This window comes from Thermococcus paralvinellae, from assembly GCF_000517445.1.
Classification (GTDB): Archaea; Methanobacteriota_B; Thermococci; order Thermococcales; family Thermococcaceae; genus Thermococcus_B; species Thermococcus_B paralvinellae.
Genome location: NZ_CP006965.1, coordinates 1,698,628 through 1,713,534, shown reverse-complemented (window position 1 = coordinate 1,713,534; position 14,907 = coordinate 1,698,628). Strand labels below are relative to the sequence as shown.

Annotated in this window: 17 protein-coding genes; 12 read left to right on the top strand and 5 right to left on the bottom strand. The window is 38.5% G+C overall.

Going from position 1 to position 14,907, the window contains the following annotated elements; genetic code table 11:
• The first annotated feature begins 1 nt into the window (after position 1).
• Genes TES1_RS09400 through TES1_RS09380 form a run of 6 tightly spaced genes read left to right on the top strand, consistent with a single transcriptional unit; the run spans position 2 to position 4,599 of the window.
• Entirely contained in the window at positions 2-895 is an 894-nt protein-coding gene (locus tag TES1_RS09400) for an LEA type 2 family protein (protein ID WP_042682216.1), read from the top strand.
• A 46-nt stretch (positions 896-941) separates the two neighbouring features.
• Complete coding sequence (locus TES1_RS09395; protein WP_042682214.1) at positions 942-1,454, top strand: DUF3201 domain-containing protein; 513 nt, start codon at positions 942-944, stop codon at positions 1,452-1,454.
• Between the two features lie 9 nt (positions 1,455-1,463).
• On the top strand, positions 1,464-2,618 hold the full coding sequence (locus TES1_RS09390; protein WP_042682213.1) for an RsmB/NOP family class I SAM-dependent RNA methyltransferase: 1,155 nt from the start codon (positions 1,464-1,466) through the stop codon (positions 2,616-2,618).
• A complete protein-coding gene (locus TES1_RS09385) occupies positions 2,615-3,640 on the top strand; it encodes a flippase-like domain-containing protein (RefSeq protein ID WP_042682211.1) in 1,026 nt (341 codons plus the stop codon). The genes TES1_RS09390 and TES1_RS09385 overlap by 4 nt, the downstream gene beginning before the upstream one ends.
• Positions 3,606-3,794: a Trm112 family protein gene (locus tag TES1_RS11250; protein WP_394296075.1), complete on the top strand. Its 189-nt coding sequence runs from the start codon at positions 3,606-3,608 to the stop codon at positions 3,792-3,794. Before TES1_RS09385 ends, TES1_RS11250 begins: the two co-directional genes overlap by 35 nt.
• On the top strand, positions 3,763-4,599 hold the full coding sequence (locus TES1_RS09380) for an NAD(+) kinase (RefSeq protein WP_042682209.1): 837 nt from the start codon (positions 3,763-3,765) through the stop codon (positions 4,597-4,599). The genes TES1_RS11250 and TES1_RS09380 overlap by 32 nt, the downstream gene beginning before the upstream one ends.
• Before the next feature lie 7 nt (positions 4,600-4,606).
• Here TES1_RS09380 and TES1_RS09375 read toward each other — a convergent pair whose 3' ends face one another.
• Together TES1_RS09375 and TES1_RS09370 are read right to left on the bottom strand one after the other, a co-directional pair.
• Positions 4,607-5,356, bottom strand: coding sequence for a DUF835 domain-containing protein (locus TES1_RS09375; protein WP_042682208.1), 750 nt, complete (start codon positions 5,354-5,356; stop codon positions 4,607-4,609).
• Positions 5,350-6,324, bottom strand: coding sequence for a bifunctional N(6)-L-threonylcarbamoyladenine synthase/serine/threonine protein kinase (locus TES1_RS09370; RefSeq protein WP_042682203.1), 975 nt, complete (start codon positions 6,322-6,324; stop codon positions 5,350-5,352). The genes TES1_RS09375 and TES1_RS09370 overlap by 7 nt, the downstream gene beginning before the upstream one ends.
• Before the next feature lie 199 nt (positions 6,325-6,523).
• Between TES1_RS09370 and TES1_RS09365 the strand changes: the two genes are divergently transcribed.
• Together TES1_RS09365 and TES1_RS09360 are read left to right on the top strand one after the other, a co-directional pair.
• Positions 6,524-7,195 (top strand): DUF257 family protein, encoded by a 672-nt coding sequence (locus TES1_RS09365; protein WP_158505962.1) that lies wholly within the window; start codon positions 6,524-6,526, stop codon positions 7,193-7,195.
• A gap of 33 nt (positions 7,196-7,228) precedes the next feature.
• A complete protein-coding gene (locus TES1_RS09360; protein WP_042682200.1) occupies positions 7,229-7,900 on the top strand; it encodes a DUF257 family protein in 672 nt (223 codons plus the stop codon).
• Between the two features lie 3 nt (positions 7,901-7,903).
• Here the strand turns inward: TES1_RS09360 and TES1_RS09355 are convergent, their stop codons facing one another.
• From TES1_RS09355 to TES1_RS09345, 3 genes are read right to left on the bottom strand one after another with little or no spacing between them, the layout of a single operon-like run.
• Positions 7,904-8,422 (bottom strand): flavin reductase family protein, encoded by a 519-nt coding sequence (locus TES1_RS09355; protein ID WP_042682198.1) that lies wholly within the window; start codon positions 8,420-8,422, stop codon positions 7,904-7,906.
• Positions 8,423-8,458: 36 nt separating this feature from the next.
• A complete protein-coding gene (locus tag TES1_RS09350; protein WP_042682196.1) occupies positions 8,459-9,790 on the bottom strand; it encodes an acetate--CoA ligase family protein in 1,332 nt (443 codons plus the stop codon).
• Between the two features lie 4 nt (positions 9,791-9,794).
• Positions 9,795-10,892 (bottom strand): CGP-CTERM sorting domain-containing protein, encoded by a 1,098-nt coding sequence (locus TES1_RS09345; protein WP_042682195.1) that lies wholly within the window; start codon positions 10,890-10,892, stop codon positions 9,795-9,797.
• 65 nt (positions 10,893-10,957) lie between these two features.
• Here TES1_RS09345 and coaD point away from each other — a divergent pair, with 65 nt between their 5' ends.
• The 4 genes from coaD to TES1_RS09325 all read left to right on the top strand — a co-directional run bounded on the left by coaD (position 10,958) and on the right by TES1_RS09325 (position 14,904).
• The gene (coaD, locus tag TES1_RS09340) at positions 10,958-11,428 is read left to right on the top strand and encodes a phosphopantetheine adenylyltransferase (protein ID WP_042682193.1); all 471 of its coding nucleotides are present in this window, start codon (positions 10,958-10,960) and stop codon (positions 11,426-11,428) included.
• 4 nt (positions 11,429-11,432) lie between these two features.
• Complete coding sequence (locus TES1_RS09335; protein WP_042682191.1) at positions 11,433-12,692, top strand: phytoene desaturase family protein; 1,260 nt, start codon at positions 11,433-11,435, stop codon at positions 12,690-12,692.
• Positions 12,693-12,812: 120 nt separating this feature from the next.
• Positions 12,813-13,763, top strand: a complete 951-nt coding sequence (arcC, locus tag TES1_RS09330; RefSeq protein ID WP_042682190.1) for a carbamate kinase — start codon at positions 12,813-12,815, stop codon at positions 13,761-13,763.
• A gap of 238 nt (positions 13,764-14,001) precedes the next feature.
• Positions 14,002-14,904 (top strand): coiled-coil protein, encoded by a 903-nt coding sequence (locus TES1_RS09325; RefSeq protein ID WP_042682859.1) that lies wholly within the window; start codon positions 14,002-14,004, stop codon positions 14,902-14,904.
• Positions 14,905-14,907: the final 3 nt, after the last annotated feature.

The following is a 14,907-nucleotide window of genomic DNA, read 5'->3' as shown; positions in this document are numbered from 1 at the left end:
AATGAGAATTGTTAAGATAGTACTTGCAGTATTACTTATTTTGATAGTGTGGCTTGGATATTTAGGGTATGCTGCCATGAACTTAAAACCAAAAATAACTGCTGAATGGGGTCATATTGACGACAAAACAACTGAGATATGGTTGCACATTTATTTGGGCGGAAGTCTCCCAATTTCAGTTAGTGTTAATGACGTGACAATTGAGTGGGCTGGAGTTAAAATTGGAAGAATTGAAAACATGAAGCTTGGCTTTATGCAGGATAGAGTCGATGGTGTTTTAGTTCTTGACAACTACAAAGCAATTGAAGCTTTGAAAAATCACATAAAGAATGGAGAGAAAAGCTATGCAAAGATAAGTGTTCAAGCATCAATCTTTGGAATACGAGTGTTCAAGAGAGAGTTTACTCAAGAAGTTGAGACAAATATTTTGTCTTATTTTAACATAAAAACAGAGAGTAGTGGAGATTTAGTTAAAACGCCTGCAATTGAGGGGATTTCCTCAAGATGGGGACCAATAACCGATGATTACATTACAGTATATAGTGATGTCAAGCTATACAATCCAAACAATTTCCCAATTCCAGTGTCTGGAATACAGTTTAATATTAACATAAATGAAAATCAAGTTGCCTCTGGAGAACTCATTGAGAATACAGTAATTCCAGCAAATGGCTATGGAATTGTAAAAGTTAAAACTCTCATTGACACTGCAGTTCTGCCAAAGGTTTGGGCTGAGCATATAAAACGTGGAGAGGAGAGTGATTTGGGAATTACGATGTACTTGAAAGCTAACATACTTAACAAAGAGCTTAAGATTAAAGTAGCAGATGTCCATGAGAAAATTAAGACAGATATCATTGATCAACTCAATTCAATGCTTAAACTTAAAAGCTAAACTTTAAATTTCTTTTACCTTTTTCTTTTCTGGGGGGGTGGAGGTTATGAATTTACTTGATGTTCACAACTTACTCAACTTTATCTGGGGTGAGACTCTCAGAATTAATGAAGAGCTTGCGAGAAAGCTCAAGCCTCTCGGGTTTAAAGTTGAGCCGGTTGAGGAAGTTTTCAACGCTTACATTTACCTCGATGGGGAATGGAGAGAGATGCTATATCCTCATCCCGCATTTGAGATAAAGCCTGGAGGGGAAGTTGGGGCCACTCTGCAGGGATTTTACTTTGTGTTTGGCATTCTTAAAGAGAAGATAACCGAGGAGTTTGTGGAAGAATTTATCCAAAAATTCAAAAAATCCTACATCTATGGAAGCGAGAATTTCCTTGAAGATTTTTACAACTATCAACATCCGAAAGAGCCAGATAGAGTGTTTGAGGAAATAAAAGGGAGTGAAGAAGAGCTTATAAACTTCGAAGTTGGTGAGCTGACCGTTAAAGAACTAGAAAGGTATCTCTTTGATTTTATTGAGCTTGTCAAAAAATACCGTCTCTTTGATCTTTAAGGTGATATCATGTATCTTGAGGCATTTCCAGAAGAACTCCAAGAGTATTACAGAAAGCTCTTTGGAGAAGAAGCTGAGATAATAATGCAGAAGCTCAGAGAACCCGTTGAAAAATATTACATAAGGGTTAATACGCTTAAGATCAGCAGAGATAAATTGATTGAAGAACTTCGGAGGGATGGACTTAAACCCAAGAGAAGTCCTTATCTTGAAGAGGCCATTTATTTTGAGAGAGAAGGTCCAAATTTTTCTGATGATTACAACCCAAATCTCCCAATTGTTGTTGCAAACAAGTATGCCTCTGAAAGTGTGTATCAAGGTGCTATGCTCTATGCTCCTGGCGTTCTCAAAGCAGATAAGAGTATTAAAGAAGGTGACGAAGTCCAGATAAGAGATCCAAAGGGCCTTTTGGTTGGAATTGGGATAGCAAAGATGAACGCAAAGGAGATGATAAAAGCTACCAGAGGGGTTGCTGTTGAAGTAACTTTGCCCAAGTTCAAGCTTCCAAGCTTGAGTGAGCTTAAAAGCTTTGAGAAAGGTTATTTCTATCCTCAAAGCTTGCCATCCATGATAACAGCTAGGATTCTTGAACCTAATGAAGATGATTTAATCATCGACATGGCAGCTGCTCCGGGCGGTAAAACCACTCATTTATCTCAGCTTATGCAGAACAGGGGAGAAATCATTGCAATTGATAAATCCAAAAATAGGCTTAAGAAAATGGAGGAAACCTTAAAGCGGTTGGGGGTTAAGAATGTTAAATTAGTTCACATGGACTCGAGGAATTTGCCGGAGCTTGGCTTAAAAGCTGACAAGATTTTGCTAGATGCTCCGTGCACAGCTTTAGGGGTTAGACCCAAGCTCTGGGAAACTAGAACGCCAAAAGATATAATGGCAACAGCTCGCTATCAGAGGCACTTTATAAATGCTGCAATAAAGAGCTTAAGGAAAAATGGGATTTTAGTATATTCAACATGCACTCTTAGCTATGAGGAGAACGAGGGGAACGTTAAATATATGCTCAAAAAGGGATTGAAGCTTGAAAAGCAATCAATCTTTATAGGCTCTCCAGGAATAGGTATCAAGGAGGTACAGCGCTTTTATCCTCACAAACATTTGACGCAAGGGTTTTTCATAGCAAAGCTGAGGAAGGTGAGAGAATGAAGAAAAAAAGGATTCCAATGATAGTTCTTGGAATTCTGCTGATATTTGCTCTCATCTGGTGGGCAGGGATAGATGAAACTATAAGGTTAGTGAGGGGTGCTGATATTAACTATCTTCTCCTAGCTTTGGTGATGCAACTCTTGGCTACTCTGGCATGGGCTTTGAGATGGAGGGTATTTCTCAAGAAAGCGGGCGTTGAAATTGGATTTGGTCAGATACTTATAGCCACTTTTATTGGTGTGTTTTTCAACAACATAACCCCTGGAGCGAGAGCTGGTGGGGAACCTGCAAGAATGGTTGTTATTAGCAAAAAAGCTAAATCTAAAAGTGGTTATGGGCAAGTTTTTGCAACTATAATGGCAGACAGAATTCTTGATGTCATTCCAGTCATGGTGTTTACGTTTATAGCTTTTAAATATGCCTTAAGCTTGAAGATACACATTTTGCTTTTAGTTCTTTCAATCTCGACAGTTTCACTAATGATAATTCTAACTGTTTCAATTCTTCTGTCCTTCAATGAGAAGCTTGCTATGAAGTTCCTTAAGTGGATCATAGGCATTTTAAAAAGAGTTTTCCCCAAGAAGTTTGAGAACATAGAAGAGAAGCTTGAGGAGAAGCTTAAAAAGTCAATATTTGAATTCAGAGAAACATTAATGGAGCTATCAACAGACAAAGTAGTTTTGATAAAGACGCTGTTTTACTCATTTGCTGTCTGGGGTTTTATGATTCTCAGAACGTATTTTGTCTTTGAGAGCATAGGATATCCTCTTGAGCTTTACAAGATTCTAATGGTTCAAATGGCTGGAATCGCCTTGGGAATGATAAGCATTCTTCCTGGAGGAATTGGTATAACGGAGACAGTAAATTCGGCTCTCTACTTAAGCTTGAGCATAAATAAGAGTTTAGCTGTTACTGCAACAGTAATTGATAGATTTATCTCCTTCTGGCTTCCAAGCATAGCAGGTGGAGCTTTAAGCATTTATTTGGGTGTTAAAAGTGGAGGTACTAAAGAAAAATCTTAACATCCTAGCCTGTCCTTGCTGTGGCGGTAAGCTAGACCTTAAAGAAAACTATTTATTTTGTGAACGCTGTAATCTAAAATATCCCCTCATTGATGGTATTCCTCAGCTTGTGGTGAGTGTTAATGAAGTTTGGTGTTGTAGCGAGAAGAGATAAAGAAGCAGCATTAAAGTTGGCATATAGGGTTTACGATTTCCTTAGGGTTAGTGGATTTGAGGTTTTTGTAGATACTGAAACCCATAAACACTTTCCCTATTTTAATGAGGAAGACGTTATTCCGCTTGAAAATATGGATGTTGATTTTATAATTGCCATTGGAGGAGATGGGACTATCCTAAGAATTGAGCACCGCACCAAAAAGGATATCCCTATTTTGGGGATTAATATGGGAACACTGGGCTTTTTAACTGAGGTTGAGCCCAATGAAGCATTTTTTGCGATAAATAAGCTGATTGAGGGTGATTATTATATTGATGAAAGGATAAAGTTAAGAACCTATTTAAATGGAGAAAACACAGTTCCTGATGCGTTAAATGAAGTTGCGATTTTGACTGGAATTCCCGGCAAAATTGTTCACCTAAAATACTATGTTGATGATGGATTGGCAGATGAAGTTCGTTCTGATGGTCTGATAATTTCAACACCAACTGGTTCAACTGGTTATGCAATGTCTGCAGGTGGGCCTTTCTTGGACCCACGAATTGATGGCGTTATTATAGCTCCCTTGGCACCTATAGCGTTAAGTTCTCGCCCGATGGTAGTTCCAGCAACGTCCAAAATTGATATTAGAATAATGACACTGACTAGGAATGTCATTTTGGCAATTGATGGTCAATTTTATACCTACTTAAGCCCAGAAGTTGAAATAACCATTAAAAAGTCTCCAAGAAAAACTAAATTTGTTCGCTTTTCTAGGGAGATATATCCAAAGTACACTTTGAAAATCAAAAAGAAGTTTTGAGATATTATTACAGAGAGTGAAATTCTCTTTTTAGGAGTGCAATTTCTGACTCATCTAATGCTGTGGGATCAGCGAATATTATGAGGGTTGCACCTCGTACCATTAGATGATCTTTTAGGCTCACAAGGAGTTTAAAAACACTCTTAAAGCCATTGTAGATAACTAGATACTCCACGCAGTCTAAAATAATAATGGAACCTTCATTTTCTGATGCAAATTTTATTGCTATATCTTGAAGAACATGAAGTGCAGTGGGTGAGACTCCATTAGAATCCGCTGTAGTCACCCATATCTTCTTAATATTTTCATTTTCGTAGAGATGGGGATATCGTGTAAAGATTAATACTGGCTCATTGATGTCCTGAAGAAACTCTATAACATCATGGATTATGTTCGATGATAATACAAGATATGAGGCTCCAGCTTTTTTCTTTCCCTTAGTCTGTACAATGGAAGTGAGGGGAATATAATAAGTTTCTAGAGATAACATTATTAAAATAAATACCCAAATTATTCCTCCAACTGAAACAATGTGAGTTATAATGTGAATTTCAGGAGCAAATGGTACCGGGACGAATAAGACTAATATATCTATAAACCTGCCAAAAGTACCTATTCCAGAGAAAATTGCCGCTAATAACATTAAGTGTCTGAGATTCTTTGGGTATCTCTTGACTCGAAGACTGATAAAAATTGTTAAGGACAGTATCATGATGAACATAAAGACTCTATAAAAAAGACCAACTATATCTACCATGTCACCTCAACCTCATCTGTTCTAAATCTCTGATTAACAATTGTATCTTCAATTTTAAATGTTATACCAGCTTTGTACATCAGCAGACCAGTGTAGGCTATCATTGCTCCATTATCACGACACAAATCGTAAGGCGGAACAAAGAACTTGACTCCCCTGTCCTCGGCCATTATCTTTAACATTTCCCTTAAACGGTTGTTTGCTGCAACTCCACCAACCAAAACGACTTCTTCTTTTTCTGTATGTGCCACTGCTCTTTCAGTAACCTCAACCAGTGCAGCAAATGCTGTTTCTTGAAATGAATAAGCTATGTCTTCGATTCTATATTTCCCGCTTTTGAACTTTCTAACAGCTTCAGTTAAAAGACCCGAGAAACTTAAGTCCATACCTTTGACGGCATAGGGCAACTCTATGTATTTTTTACCATTTCTCGCAAGCTTTTCAATTTTAGGCCCACCTGGAAAGCCCAACCCAATCTCCCTTGCAAAAGTGTCGAGGGCATTTCCGATTCCGATGTCCAAAGTCTCTCCAAAGACCCTATATCTTTTACCTTCGAGGGCTAAAACTTGAGTGTTTCCACCGCTTACATACAAGCCGACAGGGTCTTTAATCCCAAACATCTTCGTTATCTCAACATGTGCAATGCAATGGTTTACACCTACAATTGGCCTGTTGTATTTTATCGCTAGAGCCCTTGCTGCTGTGGCAACTACTCTCAAACAAGGCCCTAACCCGGGACCCTGAGAAAAAGCTATAACATCAACATCTTCAATTGAGATATTGGCTTCTTGAAGAGCTTTCTTTAGAAGAGGTTTCATGAGCTTTGCGTGATGCTCGGCAGCTTCTTTGGGATGAATACCGCCTTTTTCAGTTGTGAGAGTATCAAATACATTGGCTAAAACTTTCTTTTCAGTTACAATCCCTATCCCTAAAGTGTGTGCTGTTCCCTCAATGCCTAATGCGATCATCATTTATCATTCTAAAGTTTGTTTTAAAAGCATTGGGTTTAATCTTGGGGCCAATTCTTGTCTGCAATGGTGTCAATTTTTAGAAATTTTATGCTACTTATGTTAGTTTTTTTCTGAATTCTTGATATATTGTTAAAAAACATTTAATAATCTCGATAAATAACCGAAACTATCCAATAGGACGATGGATGGGATGAGAATGAAAGGGATTGAGGTTGTTACTGTGAAGGATATCATTATGAGAGTAAGACCAAAGGAAACGATGATGCTAAAATATTCAAGCTACAATCACCCTGGAATTTTAGTTTACGAATTCTTAAGGAAAATAAAGCATTACTATAATGAAAGAGTTGGTGTTGTGATTATAGATATGCTTGACAATTTGGGTATAATACAATACCAAGTTGAAGCTTGTGGATTTGACTTTAATTCTGTACTAAATGGTGTAAAAATTTTGAAAGTCGGTGGCTCATTGGATGTTGGGGATGTAAAAGCAAAGATAGGGCTTTCTGGTGCTTATGTGATTCATAGGGGAAAATTCAACGTTGCTTTAGAAAAAGTCTTGTCTGAATTTTCAGATAGAGAATTTATAGTTGTAATCCACATTGGATTGGATAAATTTTTAATGCTTCTTGATGAGAGAGAAAGGCTCGTTCAAGTTCATGACATCATAAATTACGTGACGACAAAGACTTTTGATATTAGAGATATTTGGGTGATAAACACAACACTTTGGACTCAATTGAAGCCCTATGTTCCAGAGTGCTTTGAGGAGGTTATGCTCTTCATAGGTGAGATGATTGATTCAACCAATGTAAAGGTCTTAAAGGCAATTGATAAGGAACTAGTTGGAAAGGTGATCCACTTCTAGGGAACTCAGCAGAAGTATGGCTTGGTGGTTAAAATGGACACTTTTCAAGAAGTTTCTATGGAAGAGGTTATTAACTTGTTTATTCCAAAGACGATAGGGCTCATTAGATATTCCTCATACTTTCATCCAGGAGTTATACTTTTTGGGCTCTTAGAAAAATTAAAGGATATCAAAGGAGACGTTGAAGTTGTCCTTATTGATGTTTTTGATACTTTAGTTATAATGGATTACCAAGCTAGGAGTTTCAACATAGACACTAAGAGAATTTTAAAAGACGTTCCTGTTTTAAAAGTTAGTGGGAAAGCTAAGATTGGGAATGTTGTTAAGACGATTGAAGTCTCATTGGTTTATTCAATAGATAAAAAGAAGGCATACAAAGGATTTAAAAAGGTAATCTTTCAAGTTTATGAAGAAAAGCCGGTATTTAATGTTTATCTGGGGGTCGAGAAGTATTTGGGAATGATAAATCATAAAGAGAGGTTGCAAGCAATCCATGATATAATCAAGTACTTTACGGCTTCAGGGATTGATATTAGGCATTTACTGTTCGTGAACTCAGAACTTTGGAATCAGCTGAAACCTTTCGTTCCAAGTTACTTTGAGGAACTCGTGCTTTTTATTGGTGATGTCATTGGTTCTAATAGGATCCGCATAAAGAAAACAATATACCCGGAGTTTAAAAATACAGATGTCATTTATTTTTGAGTTTTATTCTGTTTTGTAAATCTTATCCTCAAAGGTCACAAAGTCCGTCCATGCTGCATGGGCTAGGAATTTGAACTTCAAATTTGGCTTGCCATTTTTGAATGCTTCTCCGTTGTAGCTCCATCCGACAACTTCACCAACAAACCATGTGTGGTCTCCGTAATCCCTAGCATCGACAACTCTGCACTCAATGTTTGCCAATGCTTCCCTTATGCTGGGTGTTTCTGTTTTCATTGAGGGCACTAAAGTAATGTTCATGTCCTTAAGCTTTGATGGGCCACTCTTTGTTCCGGCAATCCAAACATCTCTAAGCATATCCAAGCTTGGAACGCTTATAACGAACTCTTTATATTTGCTGATTAGTCTGTGAGTGTATCTCCTTGGCGAAACAGCTACCCCCACCATAAATGGTTCGTGTGATAGTATGGTTACCCAATCAGCTGCCATAACATTTGCTTCCTCGCCATGACCTGAGACTACTAGATAAGTTCTCATCGGATACAATAACCTATATGCATTCATTCTCATCACCAAGTAAGAATAAAGAAAAGCCAGTAATTAAATCTTTTCCCTCAAGCTGAGCCAATACAGTGCTTTTGCCGCCCTTTCGGGTGTTGGAAAGTTCTTAATTCCTCTCTCTGCCAGAAGCTTAACTCCTTCTCTAACGAGCTCTCCAGCCATGAAGTTCACTATTATTGGCTTCTCGCATTTTGCATCAATTACAGCTTTCGCTATCTCTTCACTTGGGATGAAAATTGGGGGCACACAGATTACAAGCAGGGCATCAACGTTTTCATCTTTTCCAACGATCTCAACTGTTCTCTTGTATCTCTCATAATCTGCATCTGCGATTAAGTCTATTGGATTCTTAACGGAACACTGAGGTGGTAGAAATTCTCTGAGAGCTTTTATAGTTTCTTCACTAAGCTTTGCAATCTCTAAGCCTAGGCGTTCAGCTTTGTCCGTTGCTAAAACTCCTGGTCCACCGGAATTTGTTATAATCGCTATCCTCTTTCCAGCTTTCTCATACATCTCAAAGGCCTTAGCAGCATCAAAAAGCTCTTCCATCTCTTCAACTTCTATTGCACCAAACTGGTTAAATGCTGCTTTGTAAATTTCATAACTGCCAGCTAATGAACCGGTATGACTCTGAGCAGCCTTTGAACCGCTCTCGCTCTTTCCAGCTTTTAAAATTACCACAGGTTTCTTGGATGTGGCATATTTCAAAGCTTCAATAAAAGTTCTTCCATCTTTCACTCCTTCAATGTACAGAGCTATTATCCTAGTATTTTCGTCATCAGCGAAGTATCTTAGAAAGTCACTCTCTGTTAAATCTGCTGCGTTTCCGTAAGATACAAAAGCGGAGAATCCGATTCCTTCTTCATTTCCCATTGCTAAGGCTGCCCCACCAAAGGCTCCGCTTTGAGAAATTAAAGCTAAGCCTCCTTTTTTAACCCTAATCTCAAAGGAACCGAAGAATTTGCCATGAACTCCAAAGATTCCAGCACAGTTGGGGCCTATAATTCTAACTTCCTTCTCTCTTGCTTTTTTAACTAATTCTCTCTCAAGCTCAATATTGCCGACTTCACTAAAACCGGCAGAAATAACAACGGCACCTTTAATTTTGTCTCCAATCTCTTCAATTAAACTCGGAACAAGCTTTGCGGGTATTGCTATTATCGCTACATCCACTTGTTCGTCGAGTTTTTTCTTTATCTCAAATTTTTTTCCAGAAATTTCTACTTCTCCTCCCCTTGGGTTAATAGGCATTATTCTTCCTTCAAAACCTCCTTCAACAATGTTTTTTAAAATCTCATAAGCTATTGCCCCTTTTTTGAAAGAACCGAATACAGCGACAGAAGAAGGATAAAAGAAAAAGTCTAAATTCATTAATTCACCTCCTACGTTTCTTCAGAAGCAGTGGAAGTATAGCCAATCCCACAATAATTCCCGGCCCACAGATTTTCTTTTCCTCAAACACCATGTTTACAGCGGTTCCATCGGTTTTGCTATATATCATTTCAACATTCTGTCCCTTTGGCGATTCAATATTAACTTTGTCAAACCTGAATGGCAGTTTTATTGTAACGTTCCACATCTTTTTTGTCAATGTTTCTTTATACTGAAGCATTGGCTTTGCTTCTCCAGAAAAAGTCACACCATTTTCGGTGCTTTTTATATCAAATTTTATTAAATCCATTGTTCTGTTAAATTCGTCAATGATCTTTGCAATGTGATACTGCTCCGGTTTTACTCCAGTGATACTTCCATTAAATGTTACCGTTCCAGCAAATGGGTCATATGTTAGGTATATGAGTTTAGTACTGTTGTTCAAGAACTCTTCGAATGGAATTATTTTAGTCTTTTTCGTTCTCTCTTGCTGGAATACTGTCTCATTAAATGTGAGCACGATTATCGGGAGATAGTTTCCATTTTCCCAAACTGCAACATTTTCTGTTAGCTCTTTTGGAGCTGGGGCTAGATTTACAACATACATGTCTTTTGGAAATACAAGTGTCAGCTTTTTCCATGTGTATTCAAAGACATGGTTTTTGAATAAGAAGCTCATTGGACCATATACGGAGCTCTGAAGTGTTTGGTTTTTCTCAACGAGGAAATTGTATATTTTGAAATTCACAACTGCGGTCCAGTTCTTGCCAATTTTAATAAAACCTACCTCTGGGATGACAATCATAGCCTCTTTGGATTTTTTTTCCACTTCTCTTTTGAAGTTTCCATAAATGAGAGAGTAGACCATCTTTCGGAACTCATTGTTAGCATTTTGGGGATTTGAATTGTTTAAATTAGTAAAATATGCAATAAATGCGGGGTCTATCAGCTTAGCGTTTATTTTAACCATTGCAGTTCCGCTAGGATAAACTGTTATGTACATCTCTATATCAAAAAGCCTTTGCGGTTCGTAAGCAAAAGCTTGATTTGCAAAACTCAGTGCAGTGATGAACATTAGAACAAGCACAATGCTCTTTCTCATTTTTCTCACCTCCCTAAACTTTTTGTAAGTGGATACAAAAATTTATTGGTTCAAATGTTGAAGGGATGAACATGAGATACAAAAAAGTTGTAGTTGGCGGGACTTTCGATAGATTGCATTTGGGGCATAAAGCTTTACTTAGGAAAGCCTTTGAAGTTGGAAAATATGTCTACATTGGTTTAACATCTGATGAGATGATTAAAAATAAGCCTTATGCTGAAAAAATTCTTCCTTATGAAATTCGCTTGAGAGATTTGATTAAGTTCTTTGAAGTTAATGGGTACAGAAATTATCGCATAATAAAAATTAACAATGCGATAGGATTTGCTGACAAGCTGAAAAGCTTAGAAGCAATTGTCGTTAGTGAAGAAACCTATAAGGGTGCGCTGATAGTTAATAAAGCGAGAGAAGAAAAAGGATTAAAGCCTTTAGCAATCGTAAAAATAGGGATAGTTAAGAGCCGATTAGGGTGCAAAATAAGTTCATCCCTCATAAGGGCAGGTCTTATTGATCCATTTGGAAATCCCAAGAGGTGATAAAATGAGAGTTGTAACAGTTGGTGCTGGTCTTGGAGGTCTTTTAACTTCAGCATTTTTAGCAAAAGCTGGTCATGAGGTAATTGTCCTAGAGAAATCATCTTTTATTGGGGGTAGATTCACGAACTTACCGTACAAGGGTTTTCAGCTCTCAACTGGAGCTTTGCATATGGTTCCTCACGGTGAGGACGGACCGTTAGCTCATCTCCTCAGACTCCTTAATGCCAATGTGGAAATAGTGAACTCAAACCCAAAAGGAAGATTCTTTATTGATGGAAAGCTCTATCACTACAGAGAAGGGTGGAAGTATCTCAGCTTTAAGGAGAAAGCCAAAGCAATGAAGCTTCTGGCGGAGATAAGGGCAAACCGCCTGCCAAAAGGAGAAGAGGCCCAGATGAATGCTTGGGAGTGGCTGAGCAATAAAATTGGGGAGAATGAATTTGTTTATCTCTTCATAAAGAGTTTTCTCGGATGGGCTGTGAGCTTAACCCCAGAGGAAGTTCCGGCGATTGAACTGGCTAAAGAGATTAAGGCTACACTCAAGTGGGGAGGACCGGGGCTGATAAAGGGCGGCTGTAAAGCTGTGACGGATGAGTTAGCTAGGATTGTTAGGGAAAATGGCGGCGAGATAATAATGAGAAAAAAGGTCGTTGAGGCTGAAGACAATAAAGTTGTTACAGCCGATGGTGAAGAGTACTCTTATGACATCCTAATTTCGAACATTGGAATTAAAGAGACGGTTGAACTCTTTGGAAGAGAGAACTTTGATAAGGAATACCTCAAAAAGCTCGATTCTTTAAGGCCTGCTGAAGGAATTAAAATTAACGTTGCACTGAAAGGAAAGCCAAGGATTGGAAATACAGTAGTGTTCACCCTTGATACAAAGAGAATTAATGGTTACAATGAGCCTTCAGCTTTAAGTCCAGAACTGACTAAGGAAGACTACACCCTGATCATGACTCACCAAGCTTTAAAAAGCAGAAACATAAAGAAAGAGCAAAAGCTAGGCATTGAAGACGTATATTACCTCTTCTCGGAGCTTGACAGGGAGGGAGAGATTCTGCTCATACAGACTTATCTTGATAGAAACCCTGTCAACAGAGTAGCATCTGGTCAGCATTTAGACTTTCCAATGGAGAATGTTTACATCGTTGGGGATGCCAACAAAGGTGATGGCGGAATAGAAGTTGAAGGAATAGCTTTGGGGGTCATGAGAGTTCTTCAAAAGCTTGGGGTTGGAAGATTCGATGAATGGTACCTCTGAATTTTCTTAACCTTTGTAAAGCTTTCTGCAAATTTTTCGAACTTTTTTCTAAATGAAACATTTTATCGCTAACAAACTCTTTTATCAAATATTTTGAAAATCTATTCAGAGGTGAGTATTATGAGAAAGAGAGTCGTCATCGCACTAGGCGGAAACGCTATTCTTCAGAGGGGTCAAAAGGGAACTTATGAAGAACAAATGGAAAATGTAAGAAAAACTGCAAAGCAGATTGTTGATATAATTCTTGACAACAATTATGAGGTTGTAATCACTCATGGGAACGGTCCTCAGGTTGGGGCTTTGCTTCTCCACATGGATGCTGGGCAACAACTGTATGGAATTCCGGCTCAGCCAATGGATGTTGCTGGGGCTATGACTCAGGGGCAGATAGGTTATATGATACAACAGGCTATAACCAACGAGCTTAAGCGGAGAGGGATTTACAAGCCTGTTGCAACAGTTGTAACCCAGGTTTTGGTTGATAAAAACGATCCGGCTTTCCAAAACCCCTCTAAGCCAGTTGGGCCATTCTACGATGAGGAAACAGCCAGAAAGCTTGCCAAAGAGAAGGGATGGGTTATTGTAGAAGATGCTGGTAGGGGATGGAGAAGGGTTGTTCCATCACCGGATCCCAAGGATATAATTGAGAAGGACATAATCAGAGATTTGGTCAAAAAGGGTTTCATTGTCATAGCCTCCGGTGGTGGAGGAATTCCTGTCATAGAGGAAAACGGACAGCTCAAAGGTGTTGAGGCTGTAATTGATAAGGATTTGGCAGGAGAAAAGTTGGCTGAGGTTGTTAATGCCGATATCTTCATGATTCTCACGGATGTGAATGGGGCAGCAATAAACTATGGAAAGCCGAATGAAAAATGGCTCCATAAAGTTACAGTTGATGAGCTCAAAAAGTATTATGAAGAGGGACACTTCAAGAAGGGCAGTATGGGGCCTAAAGTTCTTGCAGCAATAAGATTTGTAGAATGGGGCGGTGAAAGAGCTGTCATTGCTGCACTTGATAAAGCAGTTGAAGCATTGGAGGGCAAAACTGGAACTCAAATTGTCAAAGAGTGAGCTTTTTAGCGCTTTTAACTTTTTAAAGCATTACTTCTGCTTATTCTTTAACAACAGAAAGCTCAGTGTAAATAATATAAAATAAACCTTACTCTGGCAGTTTTAGATTAACCAAATTTATAAACTCTCCATTTGGAGCCAAAAAGTTTTTATTTACTTCTTACTTTTCACATAGCGAGGCTTAAATAAGGGTGAGAGAATGAGTAACTGTTCTAAAATTGGGGAAGGGGAAGATACCATGCAAGTAAAAGTAGATCCAGAGGAAATTAAGAGAATAAAAGCAGAGATTGAAGCTCTTGAAAAGGAGAAGAGAGAAATTCAAGCCAAGCTTGAGGAGCTTCAAAAGGAGTTGAATATTTGGATACAGAAGAGAGATGAAAAGAATAATGAGGTTAAGCAGCTTAGACAAAAGGCTAGAGAATACAAGCAAAAGAGAGATGAAGTAAACAAACAGATACAAGAGCTTAAGAAGAACAGGGAAGAAATCAATGCAAAGCTTGACCTTCTTTATCAGGAGATCCTTGAGTATAGAACTAAGAGAGATGAATATAATCAGCTGAGAAGGCTTAGAATGCCCAAGGAGAAAATTGAGGAGAGAATTGAGAAGCTCGAATGGGAGTTGCAAACTAATCCCAACATAACTCCCGAGAGAGAAAAGCAGATTGTTGATCAGATTCAGGTTTTAGCGACGGAGCTTGAGATAATCCAGCAAGCTGAGAGATTTCATCAGAAGCTTCAGGAGACTAGGAAAAAAGTTGAGAGCTTGAAGAAGGCAAGAAGAGCAATAAGCTTGGAGATCCAGAAACTAGCAAATCAAAGCCAGCAGTTCCATGAGCAGATGATTAAAGCTTATCAGCAAGCAGATGAGATAAAGAAGGAAGCAGATGAATACCACCAGAAGGTTGTTGAACTTAGAGAGAAAATAAGAGAAATCAGAAGACAGCTCAGAGAAGTCGAAAGAAGGATAATGGAATACGATGAAAAGCACAAGGAATTAATTGCTTACAAGCTCGTTGCAAGAATGAGAGCAAAGAGAGACGCAACATTCGAGAAAGCCGTTGAGGCATTGGAGAAGTTCAAGCGCGGTGAAAAGCTCACGTTGGATGAAATTCTGCTGCTGCAGAGATACAACTTGGTGTGATTC